Source organism: Acidovorax sp. LjRoot118 (assembly GCF_964253575.1).
In the GTDB taxonomy this organism is placed as follows: Bacteria; Pseudomonadota; Gammaproteobacteria; order Burkholderiales; family Burkholderiaceae_C; genus Acidovorax.
Genome location: NZ_CAXURB020000001.1, coordinates 6,106,036 through 6,121,823 on the forward strand (window position 1 = coordinate 6,106,036; position 15,788 = coordinate 6,121,823).

Annotated in this window: 15 protein-coding genes; 9 read left to right on the top strand and 6 right to left on the bottom strand. The window is 68.5% G+C overall.

All coding sequences use genetic code 11. The annotated features are described in order from the left end of the window. Positions 1-52: 52 nt before the first annotated feature. The gene (locus tag ACSQ9E_RS28750; protein WP_436219809.1) at positions 53-922 is read right to left on the bottom strand and encodes an ABC transporter substrate-binding protein; all 870 of its coding nucleotides are present in this window, start codon (positions 920-922) and stop codon (positions 53-55) included. Between the two features lie 236 nt (positions 923-1,158). Here ACSQ9E_RS28750 and ACSQ9E_RS28755 point away from each other — a divergent pair, with 236 nt between their 5' ends. Further along, the gene (locus ACSQ9E_RS28755; protein WP_057200412.1) at positions 1,159-1,929 is read left to right on the top strand and encodes a class II aldolase/adducin family protein; all 771 of its coding nucleotides are present in this window, start codon (positions 1,159-1,161) and stop codon (positions 1,927-1,929) included. Positions 1,930-2,036: 107 nt separating this feature from the next. Continuing rightward, positions 2,037-2,645 carry a glutathione transferase GstA gene (gene gstA / locus ACSQ9E_RS28760; RefSeq protein ID WP_436219810.1) on the top strand — a complete coding sequence of 203 codons (609 nt, stop codon included), beginning with the start codon at positions 2,037-2,039 and terminating at the stop codon, positions 2,643-2,645. A gap of 28 nt (positions 2,646-2,673) precedes the next feature. Here the strand turns inward: gstA and ACSQ9E_RS28765 are convergent, their stop codons facing one another. Further along, positions 2,674-3,894 (bottom strand): YbfB/YjiJ family MFS transporter, encoded by a 1,221-nt coding sequence (locus ACSQ9E_RS28765; protein WP_428002946.1) that lies wholly within the window; start codon positions 3,892-3,894, stop codon positions 2,674-2,676. A gap of 194 nt (positions 3,895-4,088) precedes the next feature. Here ACSQ9E_RS28765 and ACSQ9E_RS28770 point away from each other — a divergent pair, with 194 nt between their 5' ends. Then, positions 4,089-5,219, top strand: coding sequence for an alkene reductase (locus ACSQ9E_RS28770; RefSeq protein ID WP_436219811.1), 1,131 nt, complete (start codon positions 4,089-4,091; stop codon positions 5,217-5,219). A 145-nt stretch (positions 5,220-5,364) separates the two neighbouring features. On the opposite strand, the gene ACSQ9E_RS28775 is transcribed toward ACSQ9E_RS28770, so the two are convergent. The 3 genes from ACSQ9E_RS28775 to ACSQ9E_RS28785 all read right to left on the bottom strand — a co-directional run bounded on the left by ACSQ9E_RS28775 (position 5,365) and on the right by ACSQ9E_RS28785 (position 10,154). After that, the gene (locus tag ACSQ9E_RS28775; RefSeq protein ID WP_436219812.1) at positions 5,365-5,943 is read right to left on the bottom strand and encodes a hemerythrin domain-containing protein; all 579 of its coding nucleotides are present in this window, start codon (positions 5,941-5,943) and stop codon (positions 5,365-5,367) included. A gap of 150 nt (positions 5,944-6,093) precedes the next feature. After that, on the bottom strand, positions 6,094-7,767 hold the full coding sequence (locus tag ACSQ9E_RS28780) for a methyl-accepting chemotaxis protein (protein ID WP_436219813.1): 1,674 nt from the start codon (positions 7,765-7,767) through the stop codon (positions 6,094-6,096). A 149-nt stretch (positions 7,768-7,916) separates the two neighbouring features. Then, entirely contained in the window at positions 7,917-10,154 is a 2,238-nt protein-coding gene (locus tag ACSQ9E_RS28785; RefSeq protein ID WP_436219814.1) for a heavy metal translocating P-type ATPase, read from the bottom strand. 109 nt (positions 10,155-10,263) lie between these two features. Between ACSQ9E_RS28785 and ACSQ9E_RS28790 the strand changes: the two genes are divergently transcribed. From ACSQ9E_RS28790 to cueR, 3 genes are all read left to right on the top strand, one after another. Then, complete coding sequence (locus tag ACSQ9E_RS28790) at positions 10,264-11,352, top strand: flavodoxin family protein (RefSeq protein ID WP_436219815.1); 1,089 nt, start codon at positions 10,264-10,266, stop codon at positions 11,350-11,352. Between the two features lie 107 nt (positions 11,353-11,459). Beyond that, on the top strand, positions 11,460-11,678 hold the full coding sequence (locus tag ACSQ9E_RS28795; protein ID WP_428002952.1) for a heavy-metal-associated domain-containing protein: 219 nt from the start codon (positions 11,460-11,462) through the stop codon (positions 11,676-11,678). Continuing rightward, positions 11,675-12,103, top strand: coding sequence for a Cu(I)-responsive transcriptional regulator (gene cueR / locus ACSQ9E_RS28800; RefSeq protein WP_436176263.1), 429 nt, complete (start codon positions 11,675-11,677; stop codon positions 12,101-12,103). Before ACSQ9E_RS28795 ends, cueR begins: the two co-directional genes overlap by 4 nt. Here the strand turns inward: cueR and ACSQ9E_RS28805 are convergent. Further along, positions 12,100-12,840 (bottom strand): TetR/AcrR family transcriptional regulator, encoded by a 741-nt coding sequence (locus ACSQ9E_RS28805; RefSeq protein ID WP_436219816.1) that lies wholly within the window; start codon positions 12,838-12,840, stop codon positions 12,100-12,102. The genes cueR and ACSQ9E_RS28805 overlap by 4 nt on opposite strands. A 150-nt stretch (positions 12,841-12,990) precedes the next feature. Here ACSQ9E_RS28805 and ACSQ9E_RS28810 point away from each other — a divergent pair, with 150 nt between their 5' ends. The 3 genes from ACSQ9E_RS28810 to ACSQ9E_RS28820 are packed head-to-tail and all read left to right on the top strand — an operon-like array spanning position 12,991 to position 15,781. Further along, complete coding sequence (locus ACSQ9E_RS28810) at positions 12,991-13,857, top strand: ABC transporter ATP-binding protein (protein ID WP_436219817.1); 867 nt, start codon at positions 12,991-12,993, stop codon at positions 13,855-13,857. Next, positions 13,857-14,735 (top strand): branched-chain amino acid ABC transporter permease, encoded by an 879-nt coding sequence (locus ACSQ9E_RS28815; protein WP_436219818.1) that lies wholly within the window; start codon positions 13,857-13,859, stop codon positions 14,733-14,735. The genes ACSQ9E_RS28810 and ACSQ9E_RS28815 overlap by 1 nt, the downstream gene beginning before the upstream one ends. 8 nt (positions 14,736-14,743) lie before the next feature. After that, positions 14,744-15,781 (top strand): branched-chain amino acid ABC transporter permease, encoded by a 1,038-nt coding sequence (locus tag ACSQ9E_RS28820; protein WP_436219819.1) that lies wholly within the window; start codon positions 14,744-14,746, stop codon positions 15,779-15,781. Positions 15,782-15,788 lie beyond the last annotated feature (7 nt).

The following is a 15,788-nucleotide window of genomic DNA, read 5'->3' on the forward strand; positions in this document are numbered from 1 at the left end:
CGCCGCATGCGTGCCCAGGGGCATGCACGCGGCTCGCCAGGGTCTCAAAAGCTCACTTGCAGGAAGGCAGCTTCCAGTCTGCCGCGCGGTCCACGCCGGCCCGGGCGTTCTGGCCCACCGGGATGTACCAGACGTCCTGCACCAGGCCGTAGGTCTTGCCGATCTTGCGCAGCTCGCAGGTCTGCCAGAGTTTGGCGATCTCGGTGTTGACCGCCTTGAGAAGCTCGGGGTTGTCCTTGTTCAGGCCGAATACCACCTGCCCCAGGCCGGTGAGCAGCGGGTAGTCGGGCGAGGCATCGCTGAAGGCGTTGAACTTGATCTTCCACTGCGGGTTCTGCGAGATCGCGTACTGCATCACCGGCGGGTCGCCGATCACCGCGTCGATGCGCCCGGCCAGCAGGTCGCGCACGGCCGCGTCCGAGGTGTCGTACAGCGCCAGCTGCAGGCCACTGATCTTGCGCAGCTCGGGGATGAACGAGAAGCCCGTGATCGTGCCGACCTTCTTGCCCTCCAGGTCCTTCAACTTGCTCCAGTCGGTCTTGTCGGACTGCGTGATGCCGTTCTTGAAGTAGTGGATGGGGTCGCTCAGCGCCATGATCTTCGAGCGCTGTTCCGTCCAGCCCATGGTGCCGGCCATCACGTCCACGCGCTTCGATTGCACCGAGGCGATGGTGCCCGACCACTCCATCAGCGCCGGCTTGACCTTGAGCTGCAACGCCTCGGCGACGCGCTGCAGGATTTCGCCGTCGTAGCCCACCATCCGGCCGTCCTGGTAGCCCGTGCCCGGCATGTCGCCCGAGAAGGCGATGGTGAAGGCGCCCTTGTCCACGGTCTCCAGGGCATGGGCCGAAAGCCCCAGGGCGGACAGACAGGTGGCGGCCGCGAACGAGGCCAGCAGCCTCGCGATTTTGAGTGTTGGCATGGTGGTGATCTCCAGAAGTCCGGTGGTGGTTCCCTCCCATCGGGCGATGGGGTGAATCGACTGTAGGGACGCCTGCCGCGTGGCGATTGGAGGTGCGCACGGCGAAATGGAATGCCCGCGACATCGCGGGAATGCCCCAGGAAACAGCTCCGTTGTGTAGCCTGCCGGACAGTCCAAGGGCTGCAGGCGGCCTACAGTGGGCCTTCCGATACCCACAACTCCAGGAGACACACCCCATGATCGCCATCCCCTCCCTGCAAGAAAGCGTCAGCCCCGAAGAATGGCAGCTGCGCTGCGACCTGGCCGCCTGCTACCGCCTGGTGGCACTGTACGGCTGGAGCGACCTGGTGTTCACCCACATCAGCGCCAAGCTGCCCGAGTCGGTGTCGGGCCCCGAGCACCAGTTCCTGATCAACCCCTACGGACTGATGTTCGACGAGATCACGGCATCGAGCCTGATCAAGGTCGACATGCAGTGCAACAAGCTGCACGACTCGCCCTTCCCCGTGAACCCGGCCGGCTTCGTGATCCACAGCGCCGTGCACGAGGCCCGGCACGATGCCCAGTGCGTGCTGCACACCCACACACGCGCGGGCGTGGCGGTGAGCGCGCAGAAATGCGGCGTGCTGCCCATCAGCCAGCAGAGCACCTTCGTGCTCGCCTCGCTGGCCTACCACGGCTACGAGGGCGTGGCCTTTCGCGACGAGGAAAAGCCGCGCCTGCAGGCTGACCTGGGCGAGGCCAACTTCCTCATGCTGCGCAACCACGGGCTGCTCACGGTGGGCAAGTCGATTGCCGACGCCTTCCTGTCGATGTACACCTTCGAGAACACCTGCCGCATCCAGATCGACGCCCAGGCCGGCGGCGAGCTCAACCCGGTGGACCCGCAGATCGTGAGTGGCGTGGCCCAGGCCATGCGCGTGCAGACCGGTGGCCTGGGCGGTGCCTTTGTCTGGCCCTCGCTGTTGCGCAAAGCGCAGCGCGACGCGCCTGGTTACGACAGCTGACACTTGCCCCAGGCAATCCGGGCGGCTTTACCGCCCGGGTCATGCAAAAAGCGGGAGCAGCGCATAGGATCGGGGGTTCCCGCCGTATCCAACCCAGAGGACCCACAATGAAACTCTACTACTCTCCTGGCGCCTGCTCCCTGTCTCCGCACATCGCATTGCATGAAGCGGGCCTGGCGTTCACGCCCGTGCTGGCCAGCACCAAGAGCCACAAGCTGCAGGACGGCACCGACTACTACACCATCAATCCGCTGGGCTACGTACCCCTGCTGGAGCTGGACGACGGCACGCGCCTGCGCGAAGGCCCGGCCATCCTGCAGTACATCGCCGACCAGGTGCCGCTGAAGATGCTGGCCCCCCAGAACGGCTCGCTGCAGCGCTACCGCCTGCAGGAATGGCTGACCTTCATCGGCACCGAGATCCACAAGGGCTTCAGCCCCCTGTTCAACCCCGCCACGCCCGAGGAATACAAGACCATCGCGCGCGACAAGCTGCTGCAGCGCCTGCAGTGGGTGGACGGCCAGCTGGCGGACAAGCAGTACCTGATGGGCGAACAGTTCACCGTCGCCGACGGCTACCTGTTCACCGTGACCAACTGGGCCAAACCGACCAACCTCGACATCTCGGCCTTCACCCACCTGGCCGCCTACCGCGACCGCGTGGCCGCCCGCCCTGCCGTGCAGGAAGCCATGAAGGCCGAAGGCCTGCTCAAGTAAGCAGCGCCGCGCGGCCGCCGCTGGCGCGTCATGCCGCCAGCGGTTTCTGCCGCGACGCCACGGCCGCGCCGATCCACAGCGCGCAGGCCGAGAACACCAGCCCGCGCGCCAGCCCGCCGGGGCCATCGGCGATCCAGCCGACCACCGTGGGCCCGACGATCTGGCCGGCCGCGAAGACGATGGTGAAGGCGCTGATGCCGCTGGCCCACAGCGCCTGCGGCAGGTTGTGCCGCACCAATGCCGTGGTGGACGCCACCACCGACAGGAACACCGCGCCGAACAGCAGGCCCGAAGCCAGCACCACGGGCCACGCCGAGGTCAGCGCCGGCAGCACCGTGGCCACGCCCAGCAGGCCGTTGAGCAGGGCCAGCGCCTGCCCTCCCCGGCTGCGGTCCAGGAGGCCCGCCCAGATGCGCGAGGACAGCACCACCGCCAGCCCCAGCAGCGCATAGAACCAGGTCACGGCCGTGCCGCTGGCGCCCTGCTCACGCAACAGCGCCACCACGAAGGTCATGTAGCCGATATAGCCCACACCGAACAGGCCATAACCCAGCAGCGCCGGCGCAAAGGCCGCCCAGCGCATGCCACCGGTTGCCGGCTGCGAGGAAGCTGCGGCAGCGGCCGGTGCCGCCAGGGACTGCAGCGCACGCGCCGGCCACAGCAGCACCAGCGTGGCTGCCACGCAGGCCAGGGCCAGTGCCCACCACGCCCAGGCCCAGGGGTGCGGGCCCGGTGCAGTGGCCAGCACCGCCGGCACCAGCACCGCCGACAGGCTGATGCCCCAGCCCGTGCCGCCGTAGTACAGGCCCAGCAGCAGGCCGCTGCGCCCGGGCTGCTGCGCGCCCAGCCGCGCCGCGAGCAGGCCGCCGCAGACGAAGACCAGCGCACTCGCCACCCCGGCCAGCAGGCGCTGCACCAGGAGCGGCACGGCATCCACGAAAAAGCCGCACAGCCCCATGAACACGGTGGCCAGAACCGACCCCGCCACAAGCAAGGTGCCGGGCGAAAAGCGGCGCAGCAACATCGGCGTGGCCAGGGCGCCCAGCAGGTAGCCCAGCGCATTCACGGTGTTCATGGCCCCGGCCAGCGTGTAGGACCAGGAGAGGTCCTCGCGCATCGGCGGCAGCAGCAGCGCGTAGGCAAAGCGCGTGATACCGAGCGAGACAGCCGCCCCCATCGACAGGGCCACGGCCAGCCACAGGCCATTGCGCAGCAGGGCGGAGGAAGGCGCGGGCGGGTCATGGCTCATGGCGGCCATTGTGCCGGGCAAGGGTCCACGGTGCTGTCGCCCGCTGTTCTCCATGCGCAGCCTCCCAGGCCTTGCGGTAACACAAATCCCTTGCCCTGTGTTGCGCCAGCCCACTGCAGCCTTTGCCGATTGCGAATACGCTTGTCCGTCATTTCCGGTCCTTGCGACCTCCGCACGAACGAAAGCTCCGCTCCATGTCCACAGCCTCTCTTTTCGATCCCATCCAGGTCGGTGACATCCACTTGGCCAACCGCATCGCCATGGCACCGCTCACGCGCAACCGCGCACCCAATGCCGTGCCGGCCGAGATCACCGCCACCTACTACGCGCAGCGCGCCAGCGCCGGCCTGCTGATCACCGAGGCCACGGCCATCAGCCACCAGGGCCAGGGCTATGCCGACGTGCCGGGCCTGTACGGCACCGAGCAGCTCGATGCCTGGAAGAAGGTCACCACCGCCGTGCACAAGGCCGGCGGCAAGATCGTGACCCAGCTGTGGCACGTGGGCCGCATCTCGCACAACGACCTGCAACCCGATGGCGGCGCACCCGTGGCGCCCTCGGCCCTCATCGCCAAGTCCAAGACCTACCTGATCGACCGCGAGACCGGCAAGGGCAGCTTCGCCCCCACCTCCCAGCCGCGCGCGCTCGATGCATCCGAGCTGCCCGGCATCGTGCACAGCTACGCGGCCGCCGCCCGCAACGCGGTGGAGACCGCCGGCTTCGACGGCGTGGAGATCCATGGCGCCAACGGCTACCTGCTCGATCAGTTCCTCAAGACCGGCGCCAACCAGCGCACCGACGACTACGGCGGCAGCATCGAGAACCGCGCCCGCCTGCTGCTCGAGGCCACGCGCGCCGCCGTGGATGCCGTGGGTGGCGGCAAGGTCGGCATCCGCCTGTCGCCCGTCACGCCGGCCAACGATATCGTGGACGAAGACCCGCAGCCCCTGTTCGACTACGTGATCCGCCAGCTCGCCCGGTTGGGCCTGGCCTACATCCACGTCATCGAAGGCGCTACCGGCGGCCCGCGCGAGCTGCCGGACCGCCCCTTCGACTACGCCGCCCTCAAGACGGCCTACCGCGAAGCCGGCGGCAAGGGTGCCTGGATGGTCAACAACGCCTACGACGCCGGCCTGGCCGAGAAAGTGGTGGCCGACGGCACGGCCGACATCGTGGCCTTCGGCAAGCTCTACATCGCCAACCCCGACCTGGTCGAGCGCCTGCGCACCAAGGCCCCGCTCAACGCCTGGGACCAGAGCACCTTCTACGGCGGTGGGGAAAAGGGCTATACCGACTACCCGACGCTCGCTGAGACAGCAGCGTAACAAGCGTTGTCAGCTCTCGGGCGGTGCCTGCCGCAGCAGCGCATGCGATGCGCGCTGTACACGCCAGTGCCCCCGTGCAAGGGACGCCCCGCCGCACCGGGGGCGTCCCCCCTTTGGGGGGATGACGCGAAGCGGCTCAGGGGGGCTACCCCAGCCCTATCGGACTGGGGGCCCGCATCACGATGCGGGTGAACAAGCGGTCATAGGCCCCGTCGCGGGCCGGGCCCTGCGCCAGGGGATTGATGTTGCTGGCAAACGCCGCATCCACGGCCGCCCAGTCCTGCGCATCCAGGTGCGCGTGGGCTGCGGGAAGCACCACGGTCTCTTCGATCCGCATGTGCTCCAGGTAGAAGGCCACATAGCGCTGCAGAGCCTCTTCGAACGCGCTGCGCCGCGTGTCCCCCAACAGTTCCCAGGCCAGCAGCAGGTGTTGCAGTTCGCGCACCGCGGCCTCCCCTCCAACATGCTCGCGCTCGAGCTGCGCGATGGCTGTGGCCGCCTCCGGTGCACGCTCGGCCACGCGCGGGAACAGCCACTGAGACTCCTTGGGATGGTGCTGCCTCTCAGGAAACTCGTCGATGTAGAACAGCATCGCGCGCATCACATCGAAGAACGCAGCCGGCGCATCGGTCGGCCCCCGCTCCAGCATCAGCTGCAGCGAGCGCAGCACCGCTGCCAGCGAAGCGTGCTCGTCGCGGATGGTCCGCACACTGGCATGAGGCATGGCCTTGCTCCCAAAGGGTATTGAACAGATTCCAAGGGTGCCATGCCGGTGCCCAAGCCGAACTGACGCAGGTCAATGAACGCCCCATGAAAAAAGCCCCGCTCGCCGAAGCGTGCGGGGCCTTGCCCTGGGGCCGAAGACGGCGTGGCGTCAGCGAACCAGCAACTGGCGCGAGCCCGTGGGCGCACGCAGCGATGCATGCTGCTGGGGCTGGGCCACGGGGCCGCCGCTGTGGCCGCCATGGCCGCTGTGGGCCATCGATTCGTCGAGCTGGAACTGCTGCACCACTTCCGACAGGCGCGCCGCCTGCTCGCGCAGCGACTCGGCCGCGGCAGCGGACTCTTCCACCAGCGCCGCGTTCTGCTGCGTCATGCGGTCGATCTCGCCCACCGACTGGTTCACCTGGCCGATGCCGGCCGACTGCTCGGTGGCCGCGGCCGTGATCTCGCCGATGATGTCGCCCACGCGTTGCACGCTGGCCACGATCTCCTTCATCGCCGTGCCCGCGTCTTCCACATGGCGCACACCGCCGTCCACGGCGGTCACGCTGTTGCTGATCAGCGCCTTGATGTCGCTGGCCGCTGCGGCCGAACGCTGGGCCAGGCTGCGCACTTCGCTGGCCACCACGGCAAAGCCACGGCCCTGCTCGCCCGCACGGGCCGCTTCGACCGCCGCGTTCAGCGCCAGGATGTTGGTCTGGAAGGCGATGGAGTCGATCAGGCCGATGATGTCGCCGATCTTGCGGCTCGATGCCGAGATCTCCTGCATGCTGGCCACGGCCTGCTGCACCACCGAGCCGCCACGCGTGGCGGTATTGGAGGCCGATGCCGCCAACTGGTTGGCCATCTGCGAGGACGATGCCGTCTGCTGCACGGTGGAGGTCAGCTGCGACAGTGAGGCCACGGCCTCCTGCGCGTTGCTGGCCGTCTGCTCGGTGCGCTGCGACAGGTCCTGGTTGCCCGTGGCGATCTCCTGGCTGGCCGTGGCGATGTTGCCGCTGGCATCGCGCACCTGCGCCACCAGCGAACCCAGGCCCTGCTGCATGTCGCGCAGCGCGCGCTGCAGATCGGCCACCTCGTCCTTGCCCTGCGGGTTGATGGGCTGCGACAGATCGCCACCGGCAATCGCCTGCGCCATGCGCCGGGCTTCGGCCAGTGGGTTGCAGATGGACTGCATGTTCAGCAGCGTGAGCGGCACCACCACCACCACCGTGATCAGCACAGCCAACGCGAACAGCAACTTGGTCTGCGCAGTGACGCTGCTCTGCTGCTCCACGGCCTTGGCCACATCGGCACGCAGCACCTCATCGAGCTGCACCATGAGCTTGTCGGCCTGGTCGAACTCGGCCACGGCCTTGCCGCTCATGCGGTTGGCGATGGTGGCCGTGTCGTAGCCCCCCGCCTCCAGCTGGCGCGCCACATGGGCGAACTGCTCGCGGTAGCTGTCCAGGCGCTTGATGATGTCGCGTACCACGGGGTTGTCGCTGTCCTCGGGTCCGTCCAGGAACTTGGTGGCGATCTTCTTGGCCTTCTCCTGGCTGGCCAGCCACTTGGCCTGTGCCACCTTCACAACCTCGGGCTTCTCGTAGCCGATGATCATGTCCTTCTCGAGCTGGCGGATGGTGCCCATCTCGCCGCGCAGCTCGGCCATGTACCCCACTTCGGCGAAGGAGTTGGCCATGAAGTCCTCGCTGAGATCGGCAATGCGGAACATGCCCAGCATGCCGGCACCCCCCAGCAGCCCCAGCAGACCCAGCACCACGCCAATGGCCCCCAGCATGCGGAATCGAATGGTGAACTGCCGCATGAGCGAGAAAAGATTCATGATCTGTCGTCCTTATGGATGTGTGTGCCCGTGCCGGACTGCAAGGAAGGCGTCTGCGACGCAGGGCCTTCCCCACCCCCGTGTCCGCCGGGCTGCAACAAAACGTTGCAGTTTGCCAGACAAGTGTGACCATGCGCCATACGTGTTTATCACATGCGCCAGCGCTTGAGCAGGAGGGCATTCGCCATCACGCTTACCGAGCTGAGCGCCATAGCAGCCCCGGCCACCACCGGGCTCAGGTAACCCAGCGCCGCCAAGGGGATGCCGGCCACGTTGTAGGCAAAGGCCCAGAACAGGTTCTGGCGGATTTTCATCACCGTGCGGTGCGAAATGTCCAGCGCTGCCGCCACCAGCAAGGGGTCACCGCGCATCAGCGTGATGCCCGCCGCATGCATGGCCACATCGGTGCCATTGCCCATGGCCATGCCCACGTCGGCGGCGGCCAGGGCCGGCGCGTCGTTCACGCCGTCGCCCACCATGGCCACCACATGGCCGCCCTGTTGCAATGCGGCCACCCGCACGGCCTTGTCACCCGGCAGCACCTCGGCCATGACCTCGCCCGCCGCCGGGTCGAGCCCCAGGCGGCGCGCCATGGCCTCGGCCGCCCCCCGGTTGTCGCCCGACAGCATCACCGTGCGGATGCCCCGGGCCTTGAGGGCCGCCAGCGCCTCGCGCGCGCCCGGCTTGGGCTCATCGCCAAAGGCCAGCAATGCGCGCAAGGCCAGGCCCTGGGCCGTGCGCTCGGCCACCGCAGAGACGGTAGCGCCCTCGGCCTGCAGATCGGTGGCACGGCCGGCCAGCGATCCCAGGTCCACCTCCAGCTCCTGCATCCAGCGCAGGCTGCCCACGAGGTAGCTGGCGCCCTGCACTTCGCCTTCGGTGCCACGGCCCGGCACGGCGCGCACGGCATCTGGGGCCTGCAGGGCCAGCTGGCGCTCCTGCGCCGCGCGCACCACGGCGCGCGCCAGCGGGTGCTCGCTGCCGCTCTGCACCGCCGCGACCGCCGCCAGCACCGCGCCTTCGACTAGGCCCGGCACCACCTCGAAGGCGGTCAGCCGCGGCTGGCCCACGGTCAGCGTGCCGGTCTTGTCGAAGGCCACCGTGTCCACCTGGTGCGCACGCTCCAGCGCCTGCGCATCCTTGATCAAAATGCCGTGCTTGGCGGCCACGCCCGTGCCCGCCATGATGGCGGCCGGCGTCGCCAGGCCCAGCGCACAGGGGCAGGCGATCACCAGCACCGCCACGGCGTGGATCAGTGCCGCCTCCATGCCAGCACCGGCCCACAGCCAGCCCAGCAAGGTGGCCAGGGCCATGGCCAGTACCACCGGCACGAACACGGCCGACACCTTGTCCACCAGCCGCTGCAGCGGGGCCTTGGCGGCCTGCGCATCCTCCACCAGGCGGATGATGTGCGCCAGCACCGTCTCGGCGCCCACGGCCGTCACCGCCATCACGACGCGCCCGTCGCCGTTGATCGAGCCGCCCGTGAGGGGCGCGCCCACGTCGCGCGCCACCGGCAGCGGCTCGCCGGTCAGCATGGATTCGTCCACCTGCGTGTGGCCCTCGTGCACCGTGCCGTCCACCGGGATGCGCTCGCCCGGGCGCACCACCAGGCGGTCACCCACCAGCACCTCGGCCACGGGCACATCCACCTCGCCGCCCTTGCCCAGCAGGTGCACCACGTCGGGCCGCAGCGCGTGCAGCGCGCGGATGGCCGTGGTGGTCTGGCGCTTGGCGCGCGCCTCCAGCCACTTGCCCAGCAGCACCAGCGTGACCACCACGGCCGAGGCCTCGAAATACAGGTGCGGCGCATGGCCAGCATGTGCAGTAAGCCATAGCCAAACCGACAGGCCCCAGCCCGCGCTGGTGCCCAGCGCCACCAGCAGGTCCATGTTGCCCGTCAGCGCCTTCAGTGCATGCCAGCCCGCTTTGTAGAAGCGCGCCCCCAGGATGAACTGCACCGGCGTGGCCAGTGCGAACTGCAGCCACGCGGGCAGCATCCAGTCCTGCCCGAAGAGATCACCCAGCATGGGCAGCACCAGCGGTGCCGACAGCGCCAGGCCCACGCCCACGGGCAGGAAGCCAGCCCAGGGCGACAGGTCCTCGGCCGCATCGGCCTGGTCCTTCGCCAGCGGCTCGTAGCCCGCATTGCGCACGGCGCGCCGCAGTTGCGCCTCCAGCGCCGCGGCATCGCTGCCCGCAGGTGCTGCCATGCCGATGCGGGCGGACTCCGTGGCCAGGTTGACCGAGGCATCCTGCACTCCCGGCACCTTGCGCAGCGCGCGCTCCACGCGGCCCACGCAGCTGGCGCAGGTCATGCCGCCGATGCCCAGGTCGAACTGTTGCAGGGCCTCAAGGGCCGGGTCAGGGGTGGTGTCGTTGGTCATGAGGGGTACCTTACAGCTTGCCATGGTGTCAAGGTCAAGCCCTTGCCCCAGATCAAGTCGGCGCCTTGTCCGATACGGCGGCATTGCCGGCGGTGGTCGAATTTTGTGCATGACAAGCCCTACACCCCCACGGGCGCGCACCGGCCAGGCCCCCGAGCCGCTGGAACGCGCCGCATTCCGCGAACGCTTCCTGCTCGACTTCCAGGACCCGCGCTTTGCCGACGAGGCCGGCGACGCCCTGGACCGCATCGAGGCCATCGCCTGGCGCAACTACGACGACAACCGCAAGGCGCCACGCACACGCAAGGCCGGGCCCGGCTATGCCGACCCGGACTACGACCTGTCGGTCGACTGGCTAGAGGCCAAGGAGCGCATCGACGCAGCGCGTGCGCGCTGGGCCGACCCGGCCAGCCCCTCGCGCGTGCTGCTGGTCTGCGGCTCGGCACGCAACGACGGCACCTGCCCTGGCGAGATCTCCAAGAGCTGGCGCATGCTCAACATGGCGCGCGACGTGCTGGCCGCCGAGCACATTGAAATCGACCTGCTCGACCTGAGCCGCGTCACCTCCGACTACGGGCGCCACATCCATCCCTGCAAGGGCTGCGTCTCCACGGCCATGCCGCTGTGCCACTTTCCGTGCAGCTGCTACCCCAACCATGCCATGCGCCAGACGGGAGACTGGATGAACGAGATCTACGAACGCTGGACCGCCGCGCACGGCGTGATGATCATCACCCCCGTGTACTGGTACCAGTCGCCCAGCCCGCTCAAGCTCATGATCGACCGCCTGGTCTGTGCCGACGGCGGCAACCCCGACCCCACCAGCACCCACGGCAAGAAGTCCGCCGAGGCCAAGGCGCTGGAGCTGGCCGGCTGGGGCTACCCCAAGCACCTCGAAGGCCGCACCTACGCCCTGGCCGTGCACGGCGACGTGGCCGGCATCGAGATGACGCGCCGCGGCCTCTCCGACTGGCTCGACTGGATGGGTTTCATCGATGCTGGCCCCGCTGCGCGCCTGGACCGCTACATCGGCTACTACGAAAGCTACGCCCAGAGCCACGAAGTGCTGGACCGGGATGCCGCCATGCAGGCCGAGATCCGCGGCGCCGCCCAGGCCCTGGCGGTGGCGGTGGGCGAACTGCGCGCGGGCACCCTCTCGCGCCCCGATGCCGGCGTGCGCCGCGCCCGACCAAAGTAAACCGCCCCTCCCCAAGGTCTTGCAGCAAGGCCTTGACCTTGCCACCATGTGAAGGTTTACGCTCCAGGCTGTTCAATGCAATCAGCCAATCAGCAAGGAGTCTTCACATGCAGCCATCCACAACCACCAGCCATGACTTCCAGGTCCAGGGCATGACCTGCGGCCACTGCGAGCGCGCCGTGACCCAAGCCGTGCAGGGTGTGGACCCCGATGCCACGGTGCGCATCGACCGCGCCAGCGGCAGCGTGCATGTGGCGCACAGCAACGCCGACCGCGCAGCGCTGGCCGCCGCCATCGCCGAAGAAGGCTACGCCGTCGCGGCATGAGCAAGACCGACTGGCCCGTGCCCATCGGCGAGGCCGCGCGCCGTGCCGGTGTCTCGGCACGCATGGTGCGCCACTACGAGTCCCTGGGCCTGGTGGCCGGCGTGGCGCGCACCGACAGCGGCTACCGCCAGTACACCGCAGCCGACGTCCATGGCCTGCGCTTCATCCGCCGCGCACGCGACCTGGGCTTTTCGATGGAAGAGATCGCCGGCCTGCTCGCCCTGTGGCAGGACCGCAGCCGCGCCAGCAGCCAGGTCAAGCGCATCGCCCAGGCCCACATCGAGGACCTGAACGAGCGCATCGCCGCCATGCAGGCCATGCAGCGCAGCCTGCAAACGCTGGTGTCGTGCTGCCATGGGGATGAGCGGCCGGACTGCCCGATCCTGGATGACCTGGCGGGGGAGCCAGCTCCCCCCAGGCACTAGGCGCGCTTGCGCGGTGCCGCTGCTGCAGCCGGTGCCGCCTTGCGCACCCGCTTGGCAGGCGCCTTGGCCACCACCGCGCCATCGGCGCGCCGCAACACCCCCTGGCACAGCGTCGCTATGCACTGCTCGGCCACCTGCTCGGCCGTGTACTCACCGCCGGGCTGGTACCAGCGGCCGATCCAGCTCAGCGCCCCGGCGATCACGAAGGCCGTCATCTTCGGATCGCACGGCTGCAGCGAGCCCTCCTGCACGCCCTCGGCCACCAGGCGTCGGAACTCCCGGTCGATGGCGGATTTGTGGCGGCGTAGTTCGGCGCGGCTCTCGGGCGGCAGCTGCTCGTCGCCCACGCGGATCAGGCACTTGCCGAAATCCTCTGTGACGATGCGCGCATAGACCTGCATGCAGGTCATGAGCTGGTCGACGGCCTTGCCGCCGGCCGCGCGCGAGGCATCGATGCCCTCGAGCATCATTTCGAGGCCCTTGCTCACGCACTGCAGCAGGATCTCGTCCTTGTTCTTGACATAGTAGTACAGCGTGGGCTTGGTGACGTTCAGCCGCGCGGCGATGTCGTCGAGCGAGGTGGCGTGAAAGCCGCGTTCGTTGAACAGCTGGGCGGCCGCCTGCAGCACGGCATTGCGCTTGGCCTCGCGCTGCTGTTCGCGGTGGGACGCGGGCGCCCAGGGCGACGCGGGCGGGCGATCCGCACTGCGGGGGGGCGACACGGTGGGGCTGGGCATGGCGGGCTGGTTCCTCGGGAAAGTACGGATGCTGGTTTGGCGCGGGGCCTTCCAGAATCTACTCGCGAGTAATCAGTTTACGCACAAGTAGGAAATATCCGCCGGTCCGCGGAAATTTTCTGGTCAGCACAAACCCGCATTAGAAAGCCAATGGAGACACACCCACCCGGCAATCCCCCCGCCAGCGCGCCGCCCCTGCTGCAGGTCGATGGCGTCACGCTGGCTTTCGGCGGGGTCAAGGCGCTCACGGGCGTGGGCTTCGGCGTGCAGGCCGGCTCCATCACCGCCGTCATCGGGCCCAACGGCGCGGGCAAGACCTCGCTGTTCAACACCATCTCGGGCTTCTACCGCCCGGGCAGCGGTGCCATCCGCTTCAAGGGCCAGGACATCACGCGGGTGCCGGCCCCGCAGCGCGCCCGGCTGGGCCTGGGGCGGAGCTTCCAGAACATCGCGCTGTTCCGCGGCATGACGGTGCTCGACAACATCAAGCTCGGGCGCCACGCGCACCTCAAGGCCAACGTGCTCGACGCGCTGCTGTACATCGGCCGCGCACGGCGCGAAGAGGCCGCCCTGCGCGCCGACATCGAGGAGCGCATCATCGACTTCCTGGAGATCGACCACATCCGCCACGCGCCGGTCTCGGCCCTGCCCTACGGCCTGCAAAAGCGCGTGGAGATGGCCCGCGCCCTGGCCATGCAGCCCGAGATCCTGATGCTCGACGAGCCCGTGGCCGGCATGAACCGCGAGGAGACCGAGGACATGGCGCGCTTCATCCTCGACGTGCGCGCCGAATGGGGCGTCACCGTGCTCATGGTCGAGCACGACATGGGCATGGTCATGGACCTGTCGGACCACGTGGTGGTGCTCAACTTCGGCCAGGTCATCGCCCAGGGTACGCCGGGTGAGGTGCAGGCCAACCCCGAGGTCATACGCGCCTACCTGGGCTCGGGCGACGTAGGCGACCTGCGGGCCCGGCTGCATGCCGGTGCTGCGGCGCCGCTGCAAGGGGCCGCGTGATGGATTGGGCCTACCTCTTCGAAATCAGCCTCACCGGCATCTCCGGTGGCGGCCTCTATGCACTGGCGGCGCTGGCCTTCGTCATGGTCTACAAGGCCACGCGCGTGGTGAACATCGCCATCGGCGAGATGCTCATGGTCGGCGCCTACCTGTTCTTCACCTTCGCCGCCACCTTCGCTCTGCCGCTGTGGCTGGCCATTCCTGCAGCGGTGCTCGGCTCGGGCCTCTTGGGCGCGGTGATCGAGCGCACCATGATCCGCCCGCTGCTGGGCGAGCCGCCGATCTCCGTCTTCATGGTCACCGTGGGCTTGGCTTCGGTGCTCGTGGGCCTGGTGGAGATGATCTGGACGGCCGACCAGCGCCGCCTGCCCGAGTTCATGCCGACCAAGCCCATCATGATCGGCGAGGCCTTCCTCGCGCCGAAGGTGTTCTGGGGCGCCATGATCGCCGTGGCCTTCATCGCCGCCGTGCTGCTGGTGTTCCGCTTCTGGCGCGGCGGCGTGGCCCTGCGCGCCACGGCCAGCGACCAGGCCGCCGCCTACTCGGTGGGCATCAACGTGCCGCGCGTGTTCTCGCTGGCCTGGGTGGTCTCGGCCATGATCGCCGCAGTCTCCGGGATCATCGTCGGCTCCATCGGCGGCATCTCGTCGAGCATGGGCGTGTTCGGCCTGTCGGTGCTGGTGGTGGTCATCGTCGGCGGGCTTGACAGCGTGCTCGGCGCCCTCATCGGCGGCCTGCTCATCGGCCTCATCGAGGCCCTGGCCGGCGCCTACCTGGGCGGCGAATACAAGCTCCTGGCCACCTTCATCGTGCTCGTGGCCGTGCTGCTGGTGCGCCCGTACGGCCTGTTCGGCACGCACGAAATAGAACGTCTGTAAGGCACGCCATGCGCATCGGAACCCTCAAGGAAAGCTACATCGCCGACGCGGCGCTGTTCGACTCGCGCACGCAGAAGGTGTGGCTGGCCGTGGCCGCCGTGCTGCTGCTGCTCTTTCCCTTCATGGCCAGCGACTACTGGCTGTACCTGGCCTGCCTGGTCAGCATCAACGTGGCCAGCGCCACGGGGCTCAACATCCTCACGGGCTACACGGGGCTGGTGAGCCTGGGGCAGGCCGCCTTCATGGGCCTGGGGGCCTACACCGTGGCCGTGCTGGAGACACGCGCGGGCACGCCCTTCCTCCTGAACCTGCTGGCTGGCGGCTTCGTGGCCATGCTGGGTGGCATCGTCGTGGGCATCCCCTCGCTGCGCGTCAAGGGCCTTTACCTGGCCATCGCCACCATCGCCGCATCGTTCATCGCGCACTTCATCTTCGCCAACTGGAAGTTCACGGGCGGCACCGGGGGACTGAGCGTGCCGCCCGCCAAGCTGTTCGGGCTGCCGCTCGACACCTCGTTTCGCCTGTACTGGGTGATCGTGCCCATCACCGTGCTCATGCTGCTGGGCGCGGCCAATCTGTTTCGCACGCGCGTGGGCCGCGCCTTCATCGCCATCCGCGACCGCGACATCTCGGCCGAGGTGCTGGGCATACCGCTGCTGCGCTACAAGCTGCTGTCGTTCGGGCTGTCCTCGTTCTACGCGGGCGTGGCCGGCGGGCTCTGGGCCTACTTTTTCCGCGTGGTCACGCCCGAGAGCTTTCCGCTGCTCATGTCCATCTTCTTCCTGGCGGCCATCATCGTCGGCGGCATGGGCTCCATCCTGGGCGGCATCCTGGGCGCGGTGTTCATGACCATGGTGCCCGAACTGCTCAAGCTGGTGGTCAACCTGCTGCCCGGCGGCAACGAGCTCACGGTGTTCCTGTCGCCCGTGCGCACCGTGATCTTCGGCCTGCTGATCATCGGATTTCTGGTGTTCGAGCCGCAGGGGCTCGCAGAAGTGTGGCGGCGCATTCGCCGCTTTTTCCATCTGTGGCCGTTCCGCAATTGAGAGAGCC